A 26,412-nucleotide genomic window follows, 5' to 3' on the forward strand; every position below is an offset into this window, starting at 1 on the left:
GTATAATGGCTCAGACGTATGCTATTGCTAACAGTTCCGTATTTTGACTTTGAGTAGGTGTTTGGGAATGAGTTTTCTTACAACTCATTTAAGATTAATATAATCGTAACATTATATGAACAGTTTATTACAAATGAATCATATTCAAATAGGTAGTGTAGGGACAGTTATCAGTGGTCCGTTTAAAGATTTTCAAGCAACTGTTCTTAGATGGGAGGAGGATAAGGTTGTTGTTGAAATTGAGGTATTTGGTCGCAAGGTAGAAGTTGATTTAGAGCGAAAGCAGTTGGCAGTAATTTATGAAGCTGCTGCTGTCAAGTTACTTGAAGCTGCATATACCGCACTGAATCGAGATGCTTTGGCGGCGATCGCGAGAGTGCATGACACTCATAGGTCACTTGAGACCATACACTGAATTTGCAGCTACTTAACTTTGAATGTAGGAGAAGTATATATCACATCAAATTTTGATTTTTTGTCTTTACCCTTTGATACAACTCCTCCATAACTGTAATAAAAGAGTTATCCTTATGCCAGAAAGGTGGGAAATCTCCTTGTTTTTTAATTAAGATTGCCGATACACCTCCCGAAGTTGGAACATCAATTGTTTGGGGTAATCGCTTTGTCCCCAACCAAAACTCTCTAGCACTTGGCTGCGTGACAACTGATTTCTTTTGGAGTTTTGTATAGAATGAAGTTGAAGCTTCAACAGGAATTTCTTCAATGTTGAGTTCTTGAGATAGGGCTTTACCTAAAGGTGTTTGTGCCAATTGGCTTTGAAGTTCTATCTTTGATAACCCTCGCAATTCAAATAAGAGAAATGGATTGCGATCGAGTTGAGAAGCAACTAGATAGTAAACTCCAGCAATATGTTTGCAGGGATTGGCATAGTCCGGACAAGAACATCTTGTTTTAAAATCTTGTCTGCTGTGAGGTAATAAATGCAATCCAAACTCAGAGAAAGTATCTTCTATGTTTTCAGGAACTTCGTTTATCAAAAGGCGGGAAACAAGACTTGCTTTGGATGACAGCTTGTGAATTGCATCTTTCCAACGAGTTTTTGCAATAGGTGTAAGTTCAATAGAAATATTGTAAGTTGGTTCTTTATAGACACCAAAGTAGGGATTGACCGATCCTCTTACTTGAGCAGTTATGTGATTTTTGTCAATATCAAAACTTAAAACTTTACCTCCACTTGCATAAGCACGTCCTCGTTGAAGCCTGCGTTCATCTGTAAAAGATTCCAATGCTTTAATAAAGCGATCGCCCCACCAGGTTCGAGCAAATTTAGTCATGATATCACTCCAAAACTGCACTTTTATTCAAGGCAATAAGTTGCTTAAATGCTTCGTTATCCAATTCTGTGAGCCAGGACTCATCTGAACCAATAACGCTAGTAGAAAGTTTTTTCTTATCGTCAATCATTTGGTCAATTTTCTCTTCCAAAGTCCCAATCGCCACAAACTTATGGACAAAAACATTTTTACTTTGACCAATACGAAAAGCCCGGTCAGTTGCTTGGTCTTCAACGGCTGGATTCCACCAGCGGTCAAAGTGGAAAACGTGGTTTGCTTTGGTGAGAGTGATACCAACACCACCTGCTTTTAAGGAAAGTACAAAAGCAGATGGTTCTGTGTCTGGGTCTTGAAACTCACTAATCATATTTTCTCTCTTCTGTCGGCTAGTACCGCCATGTAAGTAGTACGTATTGCAGTGCAGAGAGTGTTTTATATATTTTTCTATGGCTTCACAAACTTCGGTAAACTGACTAAAAATAAGTAAACTTTCTCCTGCTGAAACTGCTTCTTCTACCATTTCTGCCAATCGACTGAATTTGTGCGATCGCTCGAGAGAATACTCACTACTATCCTGTAAAAATTGTGCCGGATGGTTGCAAATCTGCTTCAATTTCATTAGAGTTGAGAGAATTAAACCTTTACGTTGAATTCCCTCTGCTTCTTGCAGTTTTTCCTCAACATCTCGAATTACAACTTCGTAAAGTGAAGCCTGTTCTTTTGTCAAATTAGTATATAGTTTCTGTTCTACTTTATCAGGTAAATCGTTAATAATAGAACGATCCGTCTTCACCCGACGCAGAATTAAAGGTTCGACTAGCTTTTTAAGAGTTGTTGATTTTATCTTATCATTATTCTTCTGAATTGGAATCTCAAAAGATTTCCGAAACTGTGCTTCTTTGCCCAAGTAGCCAGGATTGAGAAAGTTAAAAATTGACCACAAATCCAACAAACGATTTTCTACAGGAGTCCCCGTTAAAGCAAGACGGTGTTTTGCCGATAGTTTCAAAATAGCTTTTGTTTGAGCGGCTTTAGGGTTTTTAATGTTTTGTGCTTCATCCAACACAATCCTTTGCCACTGCACGCTACCTAAAAGCTTCTCATCTTTACGAGCCAGAGTAAAGGAAGTAATCACGACATCGTGTTCTTGGCTTGCTGCTTTAAAGTCAGCAGAGTTCTGAAAGCGACTGTTACCGTGATGCACCATCGTTTTGAGATGAGGTGCAAACTTAGCAATTTCCTTTTGCCAGTTTCCTACAACAGAAGTAGGGGCGATAATAAGGGTGGAAGAGGGGGAAAGGGAAAAATTTCCTTCCTCTTTCTCTTTCTGGCTTTCCCTTTCTTCCCTCTCCTGTACAACTCTGGCAATAACTTGCAAGGACTTACCCAAACCCATGTCGTCCGCCAGACAGCCGTTAAGCCCCAAACGTTCCAAGTAACTCAGCCAGGATACACCGCGTTTTTGGTACTCTCGTAAATTACCCCGTAAGGAAATAGGATCTGAAGTTGGTTCAAGCTGGCTTTTCTCTTGCAACTTAGCCATCATTTCTGATAAAAATTCATCGTGTTCAACTTCCCACTCCTCCCCAACTTCCGCACTGCGTTGCAAGAGTTCGAGCACCGACATTTCTTGTTGTTCTTTTGTTTGGGACTCCCAGAATTCAAGTAACTCCTGCATTTTATCCCGGTCTAGTTCCATCCACTGACCACGAAAATGCACTAAAGGTGCTTTGGTGTTAATGAGTTGTTCCCATTCTTGTAAAGTTACGACTTGGTCACCAATAGCAAGCTCGTACTGATACTGTACGAGTGAATCAAGACTAAAATAGCCTTTTGTTTTGCTTTTCCCTGCGCTTTGCTTGGAAGCAGAAGCTTTGAGCCGAATCTTAGCACGACGGCGACCTGTAGGAGTATACCAGGCTGGTACAATGACTTTAAAACCAGTATCTTCTAACACCCAAGCAGTTTCCTTAAGAAAATCAAAGGCTTCTCCTAGTGTCAGATATAACCCTGTGGGATGTTCCGTTTCCATTCCCTGCCACAACTGAGGATACATCCGTGCAGCATATCCCAGATTGAGTAATAAATTTGTCTCAAAGTCTTGACCGAATTGCTTGTGTACTCCTGCTTTAGTTTTTTGACTCATTGTCCAATAGTCAAAAAGTGGCAGTTTTAGAGAGGGGTCTTGTTTGCTAGCAACTAGAAACTGAACAAACCAATTGTCTAAAGCATCGGGGGAAGGAGAATGCAATTGAAAGCAGAGATTAAAGGGGGAGTCAGTTTGAGTGCGAGTAATTTTGTTTTTCCACGCCAGCCATTGCTTGTATTCTTCTAGAGAAGTCCTGGTAGATATTGGGTTGTGTCCGTTGCGATAAAGACACTCTTGGAGTAAAGAATTAGCTATTTGTTTGTCAAAGGAGGCTGGAAAAGACGTATGAGTCACTATGTTATCAAGTAAGGACTCAGAAAAGTGACGTAACAGTGTTTCGTTATCAAAAAACACAACTGGATCGTTGGCTGTCATTGAACCCGCCACACAAATAAGTGGCATATACTCAATATATTTTTTGATATTTGATTCGTACTGTTCGGAGATAATTTCCCAAGTGGGGTAAATTTCAAAGGATGGGGTACTTGTTTTTGCTTGTTTTCCTTTTTTTATGGAAACCGTAGATTCTATCTCTCGATATTTCAGTGCTGGAATATACTGGTCTTTAAGAATAACTTGCTTAAAAGCTTGCGTGTAGTGATACCAAAATAAAAGGTCTGAACCCAGTTGAATTTCTTGAGAATTGTAGAGTGCTAAAAAGTGAATATCATTAATAAGTTTAATAGCGTTAATGGCTTTAGGAGTTTGAAAATTCTCGGTTTTGGTCGTTGTAACAAGTTCGTAGCAATTGATTTGCCAGTATTTAAAACCATCATATTCAGCAGGAATTTCTTCCTCCAAATACTTAGTTAATTCTGGTGACGGTAGGGGGCGATCGCTACTCGTTGGGAAGGCAAAGTATTTAGGAGATATGCGTTCTCGCAGTTTAATTGCTGGTTCTTGGATGCCTAACGCTTGTATTAAAAATGTTTCTAATTCATCTCCAGTTAGATGTCCGGGGTGGAGTATCTGTTTGGTGTGGTATTCTTTGGAAAATGGGGTTTCTACCCACAAGTAAAAGGAACCTGACTGAAAAAAGCCAGTCTGTGCGTGAGGTATCCATGTACCGTGAATAACTTTCATAACTGAAGCCTCTAGCGTGCCATTCATTCTGGAGGACTACAGTTACTTTACCATCTAGTTAAGAACATGGGGATTATATTTAGTATTGATACACGCTTGTGAGTTAAAACTCTTCACGATCTGATTCACTCTTGTTTCCACGGTTGTTGTCTCCAACCTAATTTCTGTCTTGCTAAGGAAGTATCTACGTGAGGCATATAAATTTCTACAAGCTCTATAGTTTCTCGTACCAATGCTTCAAGTTCATTGATAGCTACGGGGGCTTCATGATGAAACAAGCTTTCGAGACGAGATGCAAGGTTTTCAGGGACAATCTTCATTTGCTCAATAAATCTGCTCATTCGCTTGAATTGAAAAGTTGAATAATACAAGCGGTTCAACCCAGACAATACACCAAGTAAATTTTGGGCTGACTCAACAAGGATTTGGTAGTACCAGAGCGTTGTGTCCCGTCTAGCAAGCTTGGGCTGCATTCCCCAAATAGGGAAGAATTTGAGGTAATGCTCGACCATTTTCTGTGCTAGCCCATCCGGATAATTCGCAACTTTGGCTTTCCACTTCTCAATCAGCGTTTCGCCGTACAATGGAATTCCAATTAGCGTTCCAGTCATTGTTTTTATCATTGGAGATTGAAGATCGAATCCCTCCAAGATAGTTGAAATTTCCTTTTCCCATTGTGCGATCGTTGCATGAGCAAACTGACATTCAACTCCATTCACAAAGTAAGTCTGACCGATCGCACCCTCTAGCCGATCTCCCAAAATACCCAATGTCTCCGACCCATGATTTCGCTGACGCGCTTCCTCTAATTCCTCATCAGAGGGTAATTCGTCATAATAAATGCACATCTCGCAATCAGAGTATTCATCGCACAGCCCTTCTGCAACTGACCCTGTAAGCATGACGGCTTTCGTTTTTGGGTTAGCGATGTAAGTTTCGGCATTGCGCTTTGCTAATTTTAGCAAATACTGAATTTTCTCAGTCATGAATTTTTGTGATTTAGTTGACACTCACACGGTTCCAAGCCATGTGATTATGTATTATAGGGAATATAAATCCCACATTGCTAATATCGAAGCTCTTACTTTTTTCCTTGATATTTTTGCATATATTCAATTCCTGGACGTAAAACTTCTTCCCAAGCCTCTGTCACTAGTTTTGTATAACTTGAATTTTCGTTTTTCTCAGACTCCTTTGTACACTCAGGATCTGTGTTTTTTACTGTTTCTATTAAATTAGAGACAAAAGTGCTATAGAACTCATGTGGAATCTTACTGTGAGAATTTGCTATCCGACTGAGAATATTAGGTTCTTCTTGCTCGTTCTGCTCAGGCAAATTTTGTTTCTGTTCATAATAAGCGAATAACAATATAATAGCTTCTTCAAGTTGCTGATACTGTATATGCCACCTTTTATCTTGATTATTTAACTCTCGCTCGTTAAAACCTATAAATTGCGCCTTAACATCCTCTTTTTCTATAAATTTATCATAAAAAATTTGAATAAAGCTCTTATCAGAGTCTTTTTTGTTTAGACACCTTATGTAACTTTCCTTGACCGTATTTAAATAAAAGTTTACATTCCGAATTATTTTTAACGCATCCTCAAGTGTGGCATAACGTTTTTTTGGTTCATGCTCTGTCATTCTATAAATAGTGTTCTGAAGAATTTCCGGGCAATCGTTACGACAACTGCGAATCTCTTCCAAAGAACGCAAATCTCTAAATGCACTATCCCCTTCTTGTTCCAATTTGTGATAATCTTCCAGCACACGTGGTGTCTTGCCTGTGAGAATCTCATACGCTAAAATTCCAAGCAGGTATTGAGCAGATTGATCGAACGTTGGATGATTTGGGTTATGATGACTAAAGCGTTCGGGAAGTTGGTATGCTGACGCTTCTAAAGAGTCTGATTCATTTTGTTTATCAGACATCTTTTTAAGTTCTTGTATTATTTCGTTCTGATGCAAGCTTTCAAACAAGTTAAAAGGTGAGATAAAAGGTTCATTTTTTTCATTCAGTATAATATTTGATGGTTTGATATTAGGAGTAGTATTGGGAAAAATAGAATTTGAACTCGAAATACTAAGAAGTGCATCCCCAATGGCTACAATAATGTTAAGTGCGTCGTTAAACCGTAGCTTATCCCGAGTATTAATTTTTTCTCGAAGGGTTTTACCTTCAACATACTGCATCACATAGTAGTAAGGAATTTTATTTAAATTAACATCATAAATAGTAATAAAATTTGACCTATCTGAAATTTTCACTGCTTCTTGAATACCTTTGTCAAACGGCTGCTGTAAATTTTCTTCGTAAAATACTTTAATAGCTACATCACGTTTTAAAATATTGTCATTAGCTTTAAAAACTATCGCCAGACTACCTTCTTTAGGTGGTGATAAATCTAATGTGTATCTTGCTTTCGGTAATATAGAAACTAGTTTTTTCTTTTTTTCTGCAAGTTTTATTTCCAACACTGGAATCTTCTCTTGAAAATTAGATTCTGCTTTAGCTTGAATGCGAGCTTTGCCTAATTCAAAAGCTTTTGCGATCTCACTATATTGTTGGATAGCATTTTGATTATTTATATGACTGTTAGCTATATATTCATAAAATCCTTCAGCAAATTTAATTGCAGATTCATCTAGAATCTCCTGGTTCATACCAATGACATAATTAATATGTTGGCACATTAAATGTGCAGTTTTAGCTGAATAGCAAGCATTAAGTAATACACATTGAACATGACTAGTATGTTGCTTAAAAAAAGCAGCCAAACCTTCTGGTTTTACAGGTTCTGCTGTCCCATTATCACTCTCGAATATTAAGCAGCCATTCTCCATACCGTGTCCGCAAAAATGGACTATAGAAGGCTTTTCTGTTTGAATCGCTTCTGACATAGTTTTCAAACTTACATTACTTATTGTTGTTATTTCAAATACATTATTTCCTTTTTCTTTAATAGTGTTTTCAAGTTGGTTGAATTTAGCATAAGCAGTCGTAATTTTATTGATTTCAGTCTTTAAATCTAGGTAAGAATGGTTATTAGGAAGCGATGCTAAAATTAAAATTTTCTTCTTTGCCATACTTTATACTCCTTTTCTTAATTATCACTAAAAATGATAATATTTTGACACAGATAAAGTTACTTTGTTATTTATAAAAACTACAACTACAAAGATGGTAATTCCGAAAAAATAGTTTTTGACTTCTGTAAGAACTTGCTTTGGAAAAAGTAGAAATATCTATATCCGCTTCTGCGATCGCACAGGCTGGTTGTACCACCTTAACCATGACTCAATATCCGAAGCTACAGTACTGAACAAATATACCTAGCGAATTTAAAAAGTGTATGAAAATTTACATTTTATATCAAGGTATTAATACTGTATTTTTGCTCTTTAATAAACATCTATTTTTAGAGATAACACTAAAAATTAGAATTTCTAGCCTGCCTACGCAGGCTATGTTTGTATAGCCAAGGCAGCGCGTTGCGGTGAGCAGCGCCGTGCCCCCGTTGTAGCGCCCTGGGTTCCCCCCGTTGTAGCGCCTGCCGTCCACTCTTCTAGAGTGAGGGCAATTAATGTGCAACTTCACATAGAATTGGTATGAGATGCTTGCTCTAATTCCTCTTCACAGAGCTGGTAGAGGGATACTCTCCTCCGGATCTCGAAACAAGCAAACGTATAGCTTAGCGATGAATTCCCAATCCTCATGAAACAACCAACATCTCTGCTTTTAACATTACCGATCGCTTCTGCGATCGCACTGGCTGGTTGCACCACCTTAACCACGACTCAATACGAAGCAACAGCACTCACTCAGTATACTTGGCAAGTTAAATATGCTAACGACCTAACGAATGAAACATCATCGCGTTTTGAAACTTTTGGTACTACGTCTTTACTCAATCGTAATGGTATAAAGCCAGAAGGAGCAGTCACAGGTCCTGATGACAAAGGACTGTGGTGGGCTGCTTTACCGCCAAGACCTTCAGTGGATGAAGTCGAACAAAGAAAGCAGGGACAGGAAGCCAGTCAGCCTGAATTGTTGAAATCTGTTGACTACCAATTGACGTATACGTTGAGTGGCGAACAAAGGACATTACCTGCTAACTATCAAGTGTATAGAGAAGTTGTCAAAGCGTATCCATCACGCACGCCCTTAGAGTTAACTTTAGGGGTGAATGATAATTCTGTTGAAAAAGCAGAACCATCTGGTGAGTAGTTCAACCTGAAAAAACATAAAATGTTTGTGTGGCACTTTAGCAGATGCATTGCAACTACACACCTAAAAGTATTTTAGGTTGAATTTGTTGGAGCTACTTCACTGAGTTATTATCTTAATATTTATGCTATTTTTTTAAAAGTACTTAACTTATTATCAGCCGACAATTCTACAAACTCTTGAAGTTCTTTTTGAATTGCGATCGCGCACCTGTAAAATTCACAAGATGGTGTGACACTTCAATCAGTGGACTTATAAACACATGAGATTGTGTTGTTTGTGCTACCTTTTAGCCAAGAAAGACTAGGATAAGCGGGGGTGGCTTATGAGACGTAAGTTACTAAGTATACTTATTAGTATAATAATTCTATTATCAATACAAGTCCCATTACCTGCTTTTGCTCAAACTAATTTTCACAATTTAACTTCGAGTCAAGCTCAAAAGCTCACTAGCATTCAATGCAGTCTGACAACAATTGATGACCTACAATCGCGAGGTATCTTAAGTGTTGATTTAGCTAACTCGCAAAGAAAATATTACTTAACAAATGCAGAAACTCTGCTTGGTTCACCAGTAGCGCCAGAGGAATTAACGGCTTTGTTAAAGAATTATAACGAGCCGCAGGATGTTCAAAGATCGGGAATCAAGCAGCACATTGCTGGCTTTTTCACTTTTGTCAATATTATATGGTTCACCTCTAGTATCTTACTGACGATCGCAATTGGTTGGCTTTTTGCACTTTATTTGCTACCCATTCTCTTTGCCATCCCTCCTATAGTCTATGAAATTGTCACTTATGGTGTCTGTTTGGCGTCGATTGTTGGAGGTCAATGGTTTACTCCTGAAATCGCTGGATTTATTGCTCTACCCGGTTGTATGGGCTTAATTGGAGCATTGACATTGAGTGAATATTTACACCAACAGGCACTTCAACAGTTTTATGAAGAAAGCAAAATCAATAGGTTTTCTCTGTATGCTTTTCTTCTTTTCTGTATTTGGGCAGCCGTAGCAATTGCTTACAACAGCATTGCGATCGCATTTTTAGCAGTTATTGCTCTAGAGACATTTTTGGGTTTCTCAGTAGCAGTCATGCCATTACAGTATTTTATTGGTTTTAGAGAAAGAAAAGTAATTCCTCAGACAACCGCCGCTTCTTTCTTGCTGTTGGTGTTTTATGTCGGGCTGAAAATAAGTCAAACAGACATTGCCTACCTTAACATTTTCTCCTCTGGGGCACTGTTTATGGGTGTATTTGTATATTTCACAGGTTTGTTAGTGCTTGCATCAAAGTGGCACGGTCACAAAAACCTATGGCATTATATAGGACTGCAAGTATTAACCATTGTTTCTGGTATTGGAGCGCTCTTTATTGGTTCAGTTTGGCATATTACCCAACTGCAAGGTATTGGAGGAACATTCTTTTTCCTGTATCTCTTAGAGAAATATTGGGAACTCCCTTGGAAAAAGCAAAGCTGGGCTTGGGCAACTTTGGGGTTGGCAGTTTTGCTCTATCTCTCATCTTTAATTGTGAGAATGTACCCCCAGTATTTTCTTTTTTCGGTTTAACGAAGTTGTGTCAACGCGATTGTAGAGAGACAAAAGCGAGTTATACATAGGAGTGAAAAATAATGTAGAGACGCTTGAGACAACTCCTCTTAACTGGGGTTTTATGCAATGCAGACTGCAATTTTTGAAAATGTCTTAAATCCTCTCGTTTCTCATGGATAGCTAGGTGGATAATCTGATGCTCCCCAGAGGACACTATCTGTAAAAATGCGATCGTAACCACCTGATAGTATTTTTACTGTGGTTTAAGTAAGAAACTGGTACTCAGAGTTGCAGAAAATGTCTCGGGTTACTCAAGCTTGAGCCTAAAGTACTTTCAGGCGATCGCGCAATACCCTATAGAAGCTGCAATCTGTGCTAGTTTCCCATAGAGAGGATTGTTAATGACCAATTCTATAGAAATCTCTGCTGGTTACCCCAGCAGGTCACGTAAATCAGGAGCGAACCAAGGGCGTTGGCAGCGTTACTTTCTTTTGGGTCTAGCAACTAACTTAGCCTTTTGGGTTTCAGCTTTTCTGTATTTAAAGGTGACACCACCAACCTATACTAGTTCTTCAGCTCTTAATTTACCAGGAGCATGGTCGAATACCAATGTCAATTTACCAGGCATTGGTCAAGCTAATTATGAAAATGTATCTCCATACGCTGCACTTGCCACTCAGGATCCGCGAGAAATTTATAAATTTATTGCTGAAAGCGAACCAGTATTGCAAGCAGCAGCAGCTCGGCTAAATATGTCTTTAGAAGAGTTTGGCGAACCTCGGATTAAGGTAATCGTCAATACCTCTATTATGAGTATTGATTTCCAAGGTACAAGTCCCCAAGAAGCACAAAATAAATCTTTAGCTTTCTACCAAGCCTTTCAAGCAAGACTCAACGATCTGAGATCTCAAGAAGTTATTCAAAGAGATGTAGGTTACCAAACTACCCTGACTTCTTCCCAAAAAAAATTGGAATCTGCTCAGAAAAACCTTTCTGATTACAAAGCACGTTCGGGTTTGAGTTCGGAAAATCAAATTAGCGATCTGACAAAGAATATTGAACAGCTACGCAGACAACGAGCCGAAATATTAGCCCAACAGAAACAGGCTAGTACTCGTCTAGCACAATTATCGGCTAATTTAAAACTATCTGCAAGTCAAGCTTCAGATGCTTTTGTCCTTCAAACGGATCAGATATTTCAACAGAACTTAAAAAGCTATAGCGATGCTAGCGCTGCAGTGGTCGTACTAGAATCCAAATTTTTACCCAACCACCCTACATTAATTACCGAGAAAGCCAAGCGAGATGCGGCTCAAGAGGCTTTGCTAGCCCGAGGTCAGTCTCTTTTGGGGCGATCGGTTAGTTTAGCAACCCTAAAGCAATTAAACCTTAGTAGTAATAATTCTGGTAACACCGCTCCTCGTGATATTCTTTTCCAACAACTTGTTACAGTTCAAGCAGACCAAAAGGGTTTCACAGCCCAAGCTCAAGCAATAGAACAACAGATTGCTCAGCTTGAGGGTAGACTTAAGGCTCTAACACAGCAGCAAGTCACTTTGGATTCTCTCAAGCGCAATACGCAAATTGCTGAAGCAGTCTTTTCCTCTACTTTAACCAAACTCGATCTTGGCAAGTCGAATACCTTTGGCTCTTATCCACTCATTCAAATTGTTATACAACCTACATTACCCGATACTCCAAGTTCACCAAAAGAAAAATTAGTTTTAATAGGCTCAGCTGGCGGCTCCTTTTTTGTATCTCTTGGACTCGTATTACTTTGGTGGCGCGAGCGCAAAAATTCTATATCTGATACGACTGTAAATAGATAGAGGAAGACAATGGACAATGAAACCTCAAAACTTTGAAGAACGTCTGATTTGGTATTCTATAATTGGCACCTATGGATTTTATTTTTTGGCTTTGATATATCCGGTAAATTTCGTTTTAGGGTGGATACTATTTTTTTACCTATGCAAGAGACTTTGGAACCAAACAAAGCATACTCCTATTGAAAAAAAAATTAATGTTTCTTGGATACTATGGCTTTGGCTTGTCTGTATTTTCGTCATAGCAATTGCCACGATTATAGGTTGCATTGACTCTGATGTTGGTACTAACCAAACCATTAGATCGTTAATAAATTGGGGTACAGACTGGGCATTGCTAGCACTATTTCCTCTAAGTGGTTGTCTTAATATTAGACCACAATTAATTTATCGAGCAGTCTGTATATTATGTCTTCAAAGTTTAATTGTAATCCCCTTTTTTTATCTCACTTGGATACTAAAGTTGCCTGAGGTACTCTTTTCTTCTCCAATCGAAAGACTAATACAGAATGGAGATCTTTTTTATACTGTAAATCTTTATAGTATTGAGTATGGCACAAATGAGCTACGTCTGTTTCTATTTGCTCCTTGGGGACCTGCTTTAGGTTTAATTGGAAACATCTACTTCTTCCTTGCTCTCGGAGAGCCTAACAAAACGTGGCGCAGGATTGGTATAATTGGCTCTTTAGCTATGAGTGTTGTGTCAGTTTCTCGCTTGTCTTTTATAGCTATACCAATAGTTTTCGTATCAGTTTTGTTTATCTCAAAAATTACTAAAGCCGTCACCCCAATTGCGATCGGGTTAATTAGCTTTTTCTCAGGTATTTTTAGCACGGTACTTCTTGGTGCTGGTAGAGATGCTTATGATATGTTTCATAATGCCAGACCAGATTCTTCACGAGTGCATGAAGCTTTAGCTGAAATAGCTTCAGAGCGTTGGCAAGAAGCTCCTATATGGGGTCATGGAGTTCCGGAGGTACCAGGTCCTAAAGTAGTGGCAACAATGCCCATCGGCTCTCATCATACCTGGTTTGGTCTTTTATTTATAAAGGGGTTAGTTGGTTTTATCGCTTTTTTATTACCAATGGTATTGAGTATTATCAGTTTGGCAATCAAAGCACATAAAAGCGCAACTGCTAGGATAGCATTGTCTTTTCTTTTAACTTTATTTCTCTTTACTTTTAATGATAGCCAACAGCGTTTGGCATATCTATATTGGCCTGGTTTAATCGTTATGGGAATGGCACTTAAAGGAGAAGTACAAGCTCCTAATGTTCCTTGGGATAGAACACCAGAGAAAACATATGTTTAAAAATCAATTTTACAGGAAAAATATATAATTGTCTTCTAAGGACAACAAATATGTTAATCAGCCAGCTTAAGCAAAAATTCTCCAATCAATTTATTAGAAATTTTAGCTCGCTAGGGGGAGCAGAGTTAGCGAATCGCATTTTCCGCTTGGCAACAACAGTTACTCTAGCTCGCCTGTTAAGTCCTTACGATTACGGTCTGGCAGCAGTTGTTCTGACTACGAAAGATTTTGCAGATGTTTTTAGCCTTAAAGCTGGGATTGGAGCTAAACTTATTCAAGCCGAAGAAAGTGATGTTGAAGTTCTATCCAATACAGCGTACTGGCTTAATTGGATTTTATGCGGCTCGCTTTTTATCATTCAGTGTATGGCTGCCTTTCCTATTGCTTGGTTTTACGGAAATACGCAAGTTATATTGCCTATTTGTATAGTTGCTACAGTTTATTTAATGTTGCCAACTTACATGATTCAATGTGCATTGATTCAGAGAGAAAACAGACTCAACATATTAGCACTGTGTACTGTTACGCAATCTTTACTTGGCAATCTTTTAACTATAGGTTTGGCATTACTAGGGCTGGGAATGTGGGCTGTAGTATTACCAGTTGTCCTAACGTCTCCTATTTGGGTCGCAATCAATCGTAGGAACCATCCTTGGCGAGTGACTAAGTCTTTTACTCTTTACCGATGGCGTGAAATTGCTAATTTTGCTAAAAATGTTCTTGGAAGTGAACTATTAAATAAGCTAAGAAGTAATTTAGATTATTTACTGATTGGACGTTTTCTTGGTATTGACGCCCTTGGGCTTTATTATTTCGCCTTTAATGCTGGACTGGGGATCAGCCTCAATGTTATGACTTCATTTATTTGGGCTATGTATCCTCATCTTTGTGCAGTTCGTGAAGACATCAAACAACTTAAAAGACGATTTTTTAGCGGTCTGAAAACAATTGCTCTAGTTGTAATTCCACTCGTTTTTCTACAGTCAAGTTTAGCCCCATTTTATGTACCAATTGTTTTTGGACAAAAGTGGTTGTCGGCAATTCCTATCTTAGTTTTGATATGTCTTTCGGCTCTACCGCGTCCTTTTGCTATTGCTGCTTCTTTACTACTCCAAGCTAGGGATAAAACTCACATCAACTTTTACTGGGATCTGATTTTCACGGTAATATTCGCATTTTCTTTACTGATTGCCGTGAAATGGGGAATCTTTTGGGTAGCTGTAGCAGTACTTATGACTCATGGGTTAGCAATGCCTGTGTTTACTATTTGGGCTATCAAATACGTTTTTGTTAGAAAATCGCCTTCACTAGTTTGAAGAAGTCTTGTCCTTGTTCTATTACATAGAGGTAAATTTTTGTGCCAACTATATCTGTTATCATCCCTGCTTATAACGCCGAACATACTATCTTACAAACGATTGAGTCAGTTCAGCGACAAACTTTTTCAGATTTTGAAATAATTGTTATTGATGATGGTTCAACCGACAGGACTTTAGAAGTACTTAATGCGATCGCAGATTCTCGTCTCAAAATTTTTTCTTATGATAATGGTGGTTTACCAGTCGCTCGCAATCGTGGAATGGCTCGCGCCACTGGAGAATTTCTAGCATTTCTTGATGCTGACGATTTATGGTCACCAGATAAGTTACAACTGCAACTTGCAGCCTTACAACAGCGTCCAGAAGCAGGTGTTGCTTATAGCTGGACTCACTTTATGGACGAACAAGGAAAATCTTTTCATGCAGATGAGCCTATATATTTTGAAGGAAATGTTTATAGCAAGTTGTTAGTCAAAAATTTCCTTGCTAGTGGCTCAAATCCTCTGATTCGCAAGCAAGCAATTGAGTCGGTAGGAGAATTTTATCCTCCTGCAGGAGGTTCTGCGGATTGGGATTATTGGGTGCGATTAGCAGCACTTTGGCATTTTGTTGTTGTTCCCAAGCCCCAAATTTTTTATCGTCAATCTTCAAGCTCGATGTCGTCTAAGATGGAGTTTATGGAAAAATGCAAGCTCATTGTTCTCGAGCGAGCATTTCAAGCAGCACCTCCGGAATTCCAATCGCTCAAAAATCAGAGCTTAGCTAATGCCTATCAATATTCAGCCCACTTATGCTTAACACGTGTTCCCGGAATCGATGGAGTAAAGCAGGCTGGTCAGAAGTTGATGATGGCAATTCATGCTCATCCACAGACTTTACTGGATAAAAAAACTCAAAAATTAATGTTGAAGTTTTTATTGAAACGAATAGTTTCGCCTAAAATTGCTAACAACTTTCTCCAAGGAATAAGCAAAGCTAGTGCTACTGCTATTCGAGGCTCTCATGATGAGAAAGCTTCTATATCTTAGAAAGAGTGCAAATTTTAAGGAATATTAACAATGAAAGTACTGGTTACTGGGGTTGCTGGATTTATTGGCTATCACTTAGCACAACGTCTTCTTCAAGAAGGGCTGGAAGTCTTTGGTATCGATAACTTTAATGATTACTATGATGTTAGGCTAAAAAAAGCTCGGTTAGAACGGCTAGTTCCTCACCCAGGGTTTAAATTTCAGTTTTTGGATTTAAGCGATCGCATTGGCGTTACCCAACTTTTCCAAAACTACTCCTTCGACTACATAGTCCATCTTGCCGCCCAAGCAGGTGTACGCTACTCACTCGAAAACCCCTTGGCTTATGTAGACAGCAACATCACAGGTTTTATTAATCTTCTAGAAGGATGTCGCCACAGTCAAATTCAGCATCTAGTGTTTGCCTCTTCGAGTTCTGTGTATGGTGCAAATACCAAAGTTCCCTTTGCTGTCAGCGATAATGTCGATCGCCCCGTCTCTCTTTACGCCGCTACCAAGAAAGCCAACGAACTGATGGCACATACTTACAGCCATCTTTACCAAATACCCATGACAGGATTGCGTTTTTTCACAGTCTACGGTCCTTGGGGACGACCAGACATGGCATATTTCAAATTCGTGCAAGCGATTGACCGAGGTAAGCCTATTGATGTCTACAATTTTGGCACAATGCAACGAGATTTTACTTATATTGATGATATCATTGAGGGAGTATTTCGGGTAATGCACAGACCACCCCAAACAGCAAGCGTGCAAGGTAGTCAAGCACTTTATAAGCTTTACAACATTGGTAATAATCAACCAGTAGAGTTGATGACTTTTATTAAGGTTATTGAAAAGACTTTGGGTAAAGAAGCCAAGAAAAACTTCTTACCGATGCAACCAGGGGAAGTTTTGACTACCTACGCTGATGTGGACGACTTAATCCATGATGTGGGATTTAAGCCAACGACTTCAATTGAAGAAGGTATTCATCATTTTGTAAAATGGTATCGTGAATATATGGCGTCAAATCAGTTAACTAGCGTTCATTAGACCATCCTTGGTCATTGGTCTTTTATTTTTTCATCCCTTTTCTAGCCCTGTCAAGGTAACTCATAAAATTTTGATACGGGTAGCCGATGCCTCAACTTCTTTCTCTGCGATCGCAGCGCCTAAAAGGTTCAAAAGTAATTTGTTAACCACAGAGATGTATAGCACACAGAGGTTTGAGAAGAGAGTTATAAGCGGATATCCAGACGGATAGTTCTCTCACCTGTATGGAATGCTATCAGCGGAAGATTGAGATTGTAGCCAGCAGATAGTATTTCCATTGCTATATCAAAGATTAGTTTATTAACAGTACAACTTAAGAGCGTGACTGAAATAAAGTCGGTCTTAAAGATGAAAAAAATTTCTGTAATTATTCCAGTATACGCAGCAGAAAAATATATAGCTGCTACACTGCAGTCAGTGTTGGAACAAACTTATAAAAATTTTGAAGTTATCATTGTTGATGATGGTTCCCCAGACCGCAGTATAGAAATTTGCCGACAGTTTACAGACTCTAGAATTAAAATTATTCACCAGGAAAATCGCGGTTTAGCTGGAGCTAGAAATACTGGTATTCGTCATGCGAAAGGAGAATATCTGGCTTTGATAGATGCTGACGATTTGTGGTTACCAGAAAAGCTAGAAAAACATATCGAGCATCTTGATAAATCGCCAGATGTGGGAGTAAGCTTTAGCCTCTCGGCTTTTATCAATGAAGTTGGGCAACCTTTAGGAACTTACCATTTGCCCAAACTGAGTGGAATTACTCCACCTTATTTACTTTGCCACGATCCGGTTGGAAATGGCTCTGCTGGAGTCTATCGACGAGAAGTGTTTGAAAGTATTAAGTTTCAGGATAACATTCATGGTTTTGTAGAAGACTTCTACTTTGAAGAACGCTTTCGTATGTCACAGGACATGGAACTTCTGCTACGTATAGCGCTTCAGACTCCTTGGCAAATTGAGGGGATTCCTGAAGCTCTAACGCTTTACCGAGTCATTGATGGAACACTTTCATGCAACTGGTTTAAGAAAATAGAAGCTTGGGAAAAGGTGATTGAGCGAGTAAGCTCCTACGCGCCCGAATTGATGGCACAGCGAGCAAATCAATCTAGAGCTTATCAAATGCGGCATTTAGCTCGTAGAGCAGTACGACTGCAAGCAGAAGGAGTTGTAGCTGTGAAATTAATTAATCGGGCGCTAGCGACTCACTGGCGCATCTTGGTTGAAGAACCACGTCCTACATTTATGACTTTCGTAGCAGCTTATTTGCTTTGGCTCCTACCCCCATCTGCTTACACCAATATAGAGAAGGTTGTAGCAAAAATTACAGGAACGCTCCAAAGACGATACATTCTTGAAAGTCCTTCCCGATCTACAACCTAATGTAAAGACTCATGAGTGTTGGTCTCTACATACCTGAAATTCTTACCCATATCGTTCTACTACAGAATAAGGTGATTGTTCAAATGAAAACTGTCTCTGTTATCATACCAGTATATAAAGCTGAAAAATATATTGCTGCTACAGTACAATCTGCTCTTGACCAAACTTATAAAAATATTGAAATTCTCATTATTGACGATGGTTCTCCTGATAGAAGTATAGAAATTTGTCAGCAATTCGCAGATCCCAGAATTAGGATTATTCGTCAAACAAATCGTGGCTTACCAGGTGCAAGAAATACTGGTATTCGCCATGCCAAAGGAGATTATTTGACACTTCTAGATGCTGACGACCTTTGGCTACCAGAAAAATTAGAAAAACATGTTCAACATTTAAATAATTCACCTAACGTAGGGGTCAGCTTTAGCCGTTCTGCATTTATCGATGACAATGGCAAGCCCTTGGGTATTTATCAAATGCCTCAAATTGAGGGCATTACTTCAGCAATTATCCTTTGCCGAAATCCCATTAGCAATGGTTCTGCTGCTGTCATTCGCAGAGAAGTTTTTGAGGCGATAAAATTCCAAGACGATCTTTACGGTACTGTTGAGGATTTTTACTTTGATGAGCGATCGCGCCATACAAATGGCGACTCAACAGATGTTGAATGTTGGTTTCGGATGTCTGTTAAAAGTAATTTACAAATAGAGGGTATTCCTGAAGCCCTGACCTTATATAGGGTAAATTCAGGAGGACTTTCAGCAAACTTACTTAAGCAATTAGACTCTTGGGAATTGATGCTGAATAGAGCCCGTTTATACGCTCCAGAAATAGTTAACCAATGGGCAACATTAGCAAGAGCTTATCAGTTGAGGTATTTAGCCCGCCGGGCAGTTACGCTGCAAGACAGTGCAATGGCAGTAAAACTAGTCAATCAGGCTCTGAAAACCAACTGGCGTATTTTTTTCAACGAACCCCGTCGAACGCTTTTGACTGTAGGTGCTGCATATTTCTTGTTACTGTTGCCTCAGTCTCTGTACAGCCAAATTGAATCTCTTGCTTTAAAAACAACAGGCGCAACCCAGAAACGCCGCATTATGCAAGAGCAGTCTAGTTAGTTCTGGAGTTTCTCTTCCCAGTTTTAAGCTAGGGTTTTTTAAGGTCCTTCAAGGTTTTTATGAGAATATTAGTAACTGGCGGTGCTGGATTTATTGGTTCCCATCTTATCGACCGATTGATGGTAGAGGGACACGAAGTGATTTGCTTGGATAACTTCTACACTGGTCATAAGGAGAATATCCTGAAGTGGATGGAGCATCCATACTTTGAACTTATCCGTCATGATATCACTGAACCAATTCGGTTAGAAGTCGATCAAATTTATCACCTAGCGTGTCCTGCTTCTCCGGTACACTACCAGTACAACCCAGTCAAGACTGTTAAAACCAACGTGATGGGGACATTAAACATGCTAGGGCTGGCCAAGCGTGTGAAAGCCCGATTTCTCTTAGCATCAACATCAGAAGTGTACGGCGATCCAGAAGTTCATCCCCAATCAGAAGAGTACTGGGGTAACGTCAATTCAATTGGAATTCGCTCTTGCTACGACGAAGGCAAACGGATTGCTGAAACTCTCGCTTTTGACTATCACCGACAAAATGATGTCGCAATTCGGGTTGCCCGGATCTTCAATACCTATGGTCCGAGAATGCTGGAAAACGATGGTCGAGTGGTTAGCAATTTTGTTACTCAAGCATTGCGGGACATACCTTTAACCGTGTATGGTGATGGTTCGCAAACCCGCAGTTTTTGCTATGTTTCAGACTTAGTAGAAGGGCTAATACGGCTGATGAATGGCGATCGCATTGGTCCTATTAATTTAGGAAATCCAGAAGAATACACCATTTTAGAATTGGCTACTGCTGTTCAAGAGTTAGTAAATCCCAAAGCACAGATTAACTTTAAACCACTGCCTCAAGACGATCCGCGCCGCCGCCGCCCAGATATTACACGAGCCAGGACTTACCTCAACTGGGAACCTCATGTTCCTTTGAAAGAAGGGTTAAAACTAACAGTAGAAAATTTCCGGGATCGCATAACTGAGAAGAAAATGTCTGCGGTCAGTTAGTAAGTGAAATAAAAATTTAGAGGAACAAAGAATATGCGCGTTTGTGTTATTGGTACTGGATACGTAGGTTTGGTAACAGGTGCTTGCTTGGCACATATTGGTCATCATGTCATCTGTGTAGATAACAACGAAGAAAAAGTTAAATTAATGAAGGCTGGTCAAGCACCAATTTTCGAGCCCGGTCTATCGGAAATTATGCAATCAGCCATTCAGTCTGGAAACATTGAATTCACTACGGATATGAGTGCAGGAGTCACTCATGGTGAAATTCTGTTTATTGCGGTAGGGACACCTCCTTTACCTACAGGCGAAAGCGATACTCGTTATGTAGAAGCTGTTGCTCGAGGAATTGGGGCGCATTTGAACGGAGGCTATAAAGTCATCGTCAATAAATCTACAGTACCCATTGGCTCTGGTGACTGGGTGCGGATGATTGTACTTGATGGCATTGCAGAACGTCAAAAGGTACTGGTTGCAGCAGGTGGTACTGGTAGTAGTCAGGCGGTTGTGGAGAAGCTACCCTTGTTTGACGTAGTTAGCAATCCAGAGTTTTTGCGCGAAGGGTCAGCCGTGTATGATACCTTTAATCCCGATCGAATTGTATTGGGTAGCAATAGCCCGAAAGCGATCGCCATGATGAAGGAACTGTACGCCCCCATTGTGGAACGAAAGTTTGCGACTGACCCATCTTTACCATCAGTACCTGTCGTTGTGACTGACCTCAGTTCTGCTGAGATGATCAAATACGCTGCTAATGCATTTTTGGCAACTAAGATTAGCTTTATTAATGAAGTTGCTAATATTTGCGATCGCGTTGGGGCTGATGTCACCCAAGTTGCTAAAGGAATTGGTTTAGACTCCCGTATCGGTCACAAATTTTTGCAAGCTGGTATCGGTTGGGGTGGTTCCTGTTTCCCCAAAGATGTCTCTGCTCTCATTCACACTGCTGATGACTATGGCTACGAGGCTCATCTGCTGAAAGCTGCGGTAAGTATCAACCAACGTCAGCGCTCGATCGCCATCGAAAAACTTCAGCAGGTTCTAAAAATCCTTAAAGGCAAAACAGTAGGACTGCTCGGTTTGACCTTTAAGCCCGATACAGATGATATGCGCGATGCTCCAGCATTAAACTTGATAGAAAATCTCAACAGATTGGGCACTAAAGTTAAGGCATACGACCCTATTGTTTCACAAAGCGGTTTGCGTGATGGTTTATCAGGCGTTCTAGTAGAAACCGATCCAGAACGTTTGGCTGATGGTTGCGATGCATTGGTACTGGTCACAGACTGGCAACAATTCCGCCATTTGGACTATCGGAAGATGGCAACTTTAATGAACAGCCCTGTTATGATTGATGGTCGTAACTTCCTCAATCCTCAAGAATTACAACTCGCTGGATTCTATTATGTAGGAATTGGGCGATAAAACACGGATCTGCCTCTACTTTTTCACACTTGGGCTGTTTCTAGAAAAACATTTCTTCAACTCTCATGAGAATTCCTCTTCCTGACTCCCGATTTTTAAGAGTAGTGAGAAAGGGTATTTGCAACTAGCAAGGGGCTTGCCAAGAAAAATATGCCAAATTTTCTGTAGTGGGGGCAGAACGCCCCTTCTACATTCTTGGGATAATTAATTTCCTGACAATCCTTAAAAGAGGTGTGTTTACAAAAGAATATACTTTTCTAACCTATGATAGAGGTTAAAAGTACTGAAATATTGTAATCTGTGAAAATTAAAATGAGTATGTAATTAAGAAATGTTAAAGTTCCAAGTCTGAGTAGAGGTAGTTAGAAAAAATAAATGGCATCTACACTCCCTTACAATGAATTGCAGAGACTCGCAGCCCTCCGTCAATACCAGATTTTGGACACTGCCCGTGAAGTTGCTTTCGATGACCTCACCCGTTTAGCAGCACAAATTTGTAACACTCCCATAGCTTTAATCACCTTGGTTGATGAGTATCGGCAGTGGTTCAAAGCTAAAATAGGATTGGATGTTGATTCAACCTTAAGGAAGGTGTCATTCTGTACCCACGCAATTTTGCAGCCAAATGACATTTTGATTGTTCCAGATACGTGGCTTGACAGTCGGTTCGCCACCAATCCTTTGGTCACGTCTGCGCCTCACATTCGGTTTTATGCTGGTGCTCCTCTGATTACACCAGAAGGATATGCACTGGGAACACTTTGTGTCATCGATCGGGTTCCACGAGAGTTAAGTTTGGAACAAGTAGAAGCATTACGTGCCTTGAGCCATCAAGTTATAGCGCAATTGGAGTTAAGGCGCAATACAGACATTTTAACACGTATATCTACCTTGAATCGGCAGCAGATTGAAGATCTCATCTGTGCCTTTTCTCACGATTTGCGTACTCCTTTACTGGGCACTCGCAGTATTTTGCGTTCTATGCTAGGTGGAGCTTTTGGTCCCATAAGTGACCTTTTGCGAGATGTGCTTGAAGATTATTGTCAAACCAATGAAGACCTTCTCAAGCTTGTAGAAGCTCTTATAGATATTTCTCGCTATAAAACCAATGTTGCTCAAAACCTTAATTGGGAAATCCTTAACTGGGAAAAAATCTTTGTTGGAGCGATTGCAGAAAGCCATATCATTGCCAAGCAGAAATGCGAGATAACTTACAATATCTCTCCTTCATTACCAATAGTTTGTGGTGATGAGATAGAAATTCAGAGAGTGGTAGAAAATTTACTTGATAATGCTATTAAAGTAAGCTTTGCAGATAAACAGGTTATCCTTGACATAGTACCACTTGGAGTGAACGAAGTCAAAATATCAGTACGCGACAAGGGACAGGGAATGACGCCCCAAGAACGAGAAAGGGTTTTCCATCGCCTAACTCAAGGACGAGGGCGGCTCAGCAGATCTGGTCCTGCGCTTTACTTGTGTCGCCAAATTGTAGAGGCTCATAGAGGTAACATTGGCGTCGAAAGCAATCTTGATGGCGGTAGCACTTTCTGGTTTACTCTGCCTGTCACTGAAGAAAGATCGAGATTGGAAGGACGAAACAGCTTTATATAACTAATTAGATTTCAGAATTAATTTAAGATGAATAAACGTCTCTGTGCTTCATTAGGAGCAATTGCTAGTGTTGCTGCGATCGCCTTAGCAACAACTACTGTAGCACTCATGCCCTTCGAGGCTGGCTGTAGCACTACACCAAATTATCAATGGAACAATGTTGCCATAGGTGGCGGTAGTTATGTAACGGGTGTCTACATACATCCCCTCGAGCAGGATTTAGTCTATATTAGAACCGATATAGGAGGCTTTTATCGTTGGAATTCTGGAGATAAAAGATGGATTCCATTGACCGATAATTTTAGGCTTCCCGAAAGCAATTTCTACGGCGGAGAAGCGCTAGCACTCGATCCGAACAACCCCAATATTGTCTACATTGCGGCTGGCAAATATACCAATGCTTCAGCTGGCTTGGGAACAATTTTTAAGTCTAGCGATCGCGGAACAACCTGGACCAAACTGAATATAGATTTGCCAATGGGCGGTAACGAATCTAAAAGGTGGACGGGAGAAAGGCTAGTCGTCGATCCGTTTAATTCTAATACTATCTTTTTTGGTTCTCGGCTGAACGGGTTATGGAAGTCATTAGATGGAGGCGCAACATGGTTTCAAGTCAGTTCTTTTGTGGGAAATCCTGAAGCAAATATTGGGATCGCAGGTATTCTGTTCGATAAAAACACGCCCGGTTTGGTTTTTGCCAATGCTTATGGAGATGGAATTTACAAATCTACCGACACAGGGGTAACTTGGGAGAGAATACCGGGAAGCCCCTCTCACGTTAATAGAATGGCTTTGGCTAATAATGGCTTTCTCTATGTCACGCATAACTTAGGAGTTAGCAAATATACCAATATAGGTTGGAGCTACATTACGCCAAGTGATGCCAAAACTAAATTCAATGCTATTTCTGTAGATCCAAAGAACCCCGATCGCGTTTTAATTGCGTATGACCAGTACTCTCGCATCGATGATTCTTGTAGAATCTTTCAATCTACAAATGGCGGAACTAAGTGGCAAAAAACGATGTACGATCTGGACTCGCAAGTGTCTTGGTGGTACGACTGGTATTTTGCCTCAGCGGCTTCAGCAATTGAATTCGATCCAACAACTCCTGGCAGAGTTTGGCTGACCGACTGGTATGGAACATGGCACACAAACAATATTAACGAACCAAGATCTTTGTGGGTAAACTCTCAAACAGGGCATGAGGGATTAGTTAGTTTTGCATTGGTTTCACCTCCTAGGGGGTCTTTGTTATTGAGTGGGATGGCTGATGTAGACGGATTTAATCACAGTCAAGGATTAAACACTTACCCATATACAAAATTAGGTAGCAATAACAGTCCTCGCTTTCAAGATACATACAGCATTGCTTACAGTGAAAACAATCCTCTCCGAATGGTGCGCGTTGGTGGCACTAGATGGAACAATACGTACACTGGAGCAACTTCAACAGACGGCGGATACACTTGGAAAAAGTTTTCATCATTTCCACAACACACAATCCCACTGCGTGTAGCTGTGTCGGCAGCTAACCCAAATCTGTTTGTCACAATCGTCAGCGAAGGTCAACCCCTACGCACAACGGATGGTGGAGTGTCATGGAGTAGAGTCTGGGGCTTACCTAACGGACCCAAAGGGACTTGGTACTGGGGTCAGCCACTAGCAGCAGACAAAGTCGATAGCAATACATTTTACTACTACAGTGATGGCAAGGTTTACCGCAGTAGCGATGGAGGTGCATCGTTTAGTGTTGTGAATTCATCGTTGTCAAGTGAAGATTGGTCTATGCTCAAAACAGTTCCGGGAAACCAGCGCGAGGTGTGGCTGAGCCTTAACCGAAATGGGCTTTATCGCTCGAAAGATGGTGGTACAACATTTGCCAAGATAGCGGGAGTAGAGAGAGCTTATTTATTTGCCTTTGGCAAGCCGCAACCGGGAAGTACAATCGCAGCATTATATCTGTATGGAAAAGTTTCAGATTTGGGTGAAGGAATTTTTCGTTCTTTGGACAATGGAAAAACATGGATAAGTATTGGCGATCCCCAAATACCCATTGGTAATGACCCTAATGTCATGGAAGCAAGTACTCAGCAATTCGGACTTGTTTTTATTGGAACCAACGGCAGAGGAGTCTTTTACGGCATACCAAAATAGTCAGTACAAACGCCTATCCTAAAATTTGTAAAGTATCGGTATGAGTAGGAAAAGTAGGTAAAGTCATAGATCTTAATAACTAACAGCCCTCATCTATGGGATAAAAAACTTATAGTGTGAGGGTTTACGTACTCGAGCATATAAGGTAATCTATTTTTTGGTTAGATTTTATCAAAATAATATGAAGAAGCTGAAAAAATAGTCAAAAAGGTAGGAAATTTAATAGAGAACCGTTTTGACAGGAGCATGATGATGAATGAAAAAGAGTATCTTTATATAAATTTGAGCAACCAAAGACAAGTTGCCAATAATTATTACGACTACCAATATCAAAAACAAACTCTTGTTTTTGATAGATATCTGGGGGAGTGACAAACACTCTGAAAAAACTTTGCTCGGTAAGGGATAGAGCGCTGTATGACATAAAAAGATACGATGGCATTTTGGCGATCGGTGAACAAATTCTCAACAATCACAAGCTAAAAACCTGATTTTTGATTAAACTTTGTGGTTAAACTTTTTCAATCTTTTTTAAGCTCATTTTTTCTGAAAAGTTTACCAAGCGTTTTTAGAAACTCATAATCGTTATATAAAGTATTTTTGGGATAAAATTCAACATTTTATACAACTGTAAAAATAAATCTATTTAGAAAATTCAATTTTGATTATCAAGATTACTAGCTAACAGTAATAAAAGTAGGAAAAGCAGGTAAAATTAGTATTTAAAATCAAATAATGAATACTTTAATTTTTGTTGATATATAATTATAAGCACTTCAATGAACTCTAATTAATAAGAATCATTTCCTATATTTCATAAGTCATATAATTGGGTCAAAACAAGTGAGACGAATTACCTCTCTGGGCTCAAAACAAGAAA

Annotated in this window: 19 protein-coding genes; 14 read left to right on the forward strand and 5 right to left on the reverse strand. The window is 39.8% G+C overall.

Features of this window, described 5'->3' with window-relative positions; genetic code table 11:
- The first annotated feature begins 115 nt into the window (after positions 1-115).
- A complete protein-coding gene (locus tag HC643_RS07545) occupies positions 116-415 on the forward strand; it encodes a KOW motif-containing protein (protein ID WP_038087409.1) in 300 nt (99 codons plus the stop codon).
- Positions 416-455: 40 nt separating this feature from the next.
- Here the strand turns inward: HC643_RS07545 and HC643_RS07550 are convergent, their stop codons facing one another.
- The 5 genes from HC643_RS07550 to HC643_RS07570 form a co-directional block, all read right to left on the reverse strand.
- Positions 456-1,295, reverse strand: coding sequence for an SWIM zinc finger family protein (locus HC643_RS07550; protein ID WP_038087412.1), 840 nt, complete (start codon positions 1,293-1,295; stop codon positions 456-458).
- A gap of 4 nt (positions 1,296-1,299) precedes the next feature.
- The gene (locus HC643_RS07555) at positions 1,300-4,527 is read right to left on the reverse strand and encodes a DEAD/DEAH box helicase (protein WP_038087502.1); all 3,228 of its coding nucleotides are present in this window, start codon (positions 4,525-4,527) and stop codon (positions 1,300-1,302) included.
- A 125-nt stretch (positions 4,528-4,652) separates the two neighbouring features.
- A complete protein-coding gene (locus HC643_RS07560; RefSeq protein WP_038087415.1) occupies positions 4,653-5,513 on the reverse strand; it encodes a hypothetical protein in 861 nt (286 codons plus the stop codon).
- Between the two features lie 95 nt (positions 5,514-5,608).
- Positions 5,609-7,615, reverse strand: a complete 2,007-nt coding sequence (locus HC643_RS07565) for a protein kinase domain-containing protein (RefSeq protein ID WP_167844634.1) — start codon at positions 7,613-7,615, stop codon at positions 5,609-5,611.
- Positions 7,616-7,682: 67 nt separating this feature from the next.
- Complete coding sequence (locus HC643_RS07570; protein WP_167844635.1) at positions 7,683-7,823, reverse strand: hypothetical protein; 141 nt, start codon at positions 7,821-7,823, stop codon at positions 7,683-7,685.
- A gap of 420 nt (positions 7,824-8,243) precedes the next feature.
- On the opposite strand from HC643_RS07570, the gene HC643_RS07575 reads away from it, so the two are divergent.
- The 13 genes from HC643_RS07575 to HC643_RS07635 all read left to right on the forward strand — a co-directional run bounded on the left by HC643_RS07575 (position 8,244) and on the right by HC643_RS07635 (position 25,532).
- A complete protein-coding gene (locus HC643_RS07575; RefSeq protein WP_038087418.1) occupies positions 8,244-8,756 on the forward strand; it encodes a hypothetical protein in 513 nt (170 codons plus the stop codon).
- Between the two features lie 325 nt (positions 8,757-9,081).
- On the forward strand, positions 9,082-10,323 hold the full coding sequence (locus tag HC643_RS07580; protein WP_038087420.1) for a hypothetical protein: 1,242 nt from the start codon (positions 9,082-9,084) through the stop codon (positions 10,321-10,323).
- 383 nt (positions 10,324-10,706) lie between these two features.
- Positions 10,707-12,134: a GumC family protein gene (locus HC643_RS07585; RefSeq protein ID WP_038087423.1), complete on the forward strand. Its 1,428-nt coding sequence runs from the start codon at positions 10,707-10,709 to the stop codon at positions 12,132-12,134.
- Positions 12,135-12,150: 16 nt separating this feature from the next.
- Positions 12,151-13,443 carry an O-antigen ligase family protein gene (locus HC643_RS07590; RefSeq protein ID WP_038087425.1) on the forward strand — a complete coding sequence of 431 codons (1,293 nt, stop codon included), beginning with the start codon at positions 12,151-12,153 and terminating at the stop codon, positions 13,441-13,443.
- 50 nt (positions 13,444-13,493) lie between these two features.
- Positions 13,494-14,759, forward strand: a complete 1,266-nt coding sequence (locus tag HC643_RS07595) for a lipopolysaccharide biosynthesis protein (RefSeq protein ID WP_038087428.1) — start codon at positions 13,494-13,496, stop codon at positions 14,757-14,759.
- Positions 14,760-14,800: 41 nt separating this feature from the next.
- Positions 14,801-15,790, forward strand: a complete 990-nt coding sequence (locus HC643_RS07600; protein WP_038087431.1) for a glycosyltransferase family 2 protein — start codon at positions 14,801-14,803, stop codon at positions 15,788-15,790.
- Positions 15,791-15,820: 30 nt separating this feature from the next.
- Complete coding sequence (locus HC643_RS07605) at positions 15,821-16,825, forward strand: NAD-dependent epimerase (protein WP_038087435.1); 1,005 nt, start codon at positions 15,821-15,823, stop codon at positions 16,823-16,825.
- Positions 16,826-17,173: 348 nt separating this feature from the next.
- Positions 17,174-18,208 (forward strand): glycosyltransferase family 2 protein, encoded by a 1,035-nt coding sequence (locus HC643_RS07610; protein ID WP_038087438.1) that lies wholly within the window; start codon positions 17,174-17,176, stop codon positions 18,206-18,208.
- Between the two features lie 83 nt (positions 18,209-18,291).
- Positions 18,292-19,326: a glycosyltransferase family 2 protein gene (locus tag HC643_RS07615; protein WP_038087507.1), complete on the forward strand. Its 1,035-nt coding sequence runs from the start codon at positions 18,292-18,294 to the stop codon at positions 19,324-19,326.
- Positions 19,327-19,385: 59 nt separating this feature from the next.
- Positions 19,386-20,336 carry a UDP-glucuronic acid decarboxylase family protein gene (locus tag HC643_RS07620; protein WP_038087441.1) on the forward strand — a complete coding sequence of 317 codons (951 nt, stop codon included), beginning with the start codon at positions 19,386-19,388 and terminating at the stop codon, positions 20,334-20,336.
- Positions 20,337-20,369: 33 nt separating this feature from the next.
- Complete coding sequence (locus tag HC643_RS07625) at positions 20,370-21,761, forward strand: UDP-glucose dehydrogenase family protein (RefSeq protein WP_038087445.1); 1,392 nt, start codon at positions 20,370-20,372, stop codon at positions 21,759-21,761.
- A 375-nt stretch (positions 21,762-22,136) separates the two neighbouring features.
- Complete coding sequence (locus HC643_RS42365; protein WP_050046313.1) at positions 22,137-23,375, forward strand: GAF domain-containing sensor histidine kinase; 1,239 nt, start codon at positions 22,137-22,139, stop codon at positions 23,373-23,375.
- 27 nt (positions 23,376-23,402) lie between these two features.
- Entirely contained in the window at positions 23,403-25,532 is a 2,130-nt protein-coding gene (locus HC643_RS07635; RefSeq protein ID WP_038087449.1) for a hypothetical protein, read from the forward strand.
- Positions 25,533-26,412: the final 880 nt, after the last annotated feature.

The sequence above is a fragment of the Tolypothrix bouteillei VB521301 genome (genome assembly GCF_000760695.4).
In the GTDB taxonomy this organism is placed as follows: domain Bacteria; phylum Cyanobacteriota; class Cyanobacteriia; order Cyanobacteriales; family Nostocaceae; genus Scytonema; species Scytonema bouteillei_A.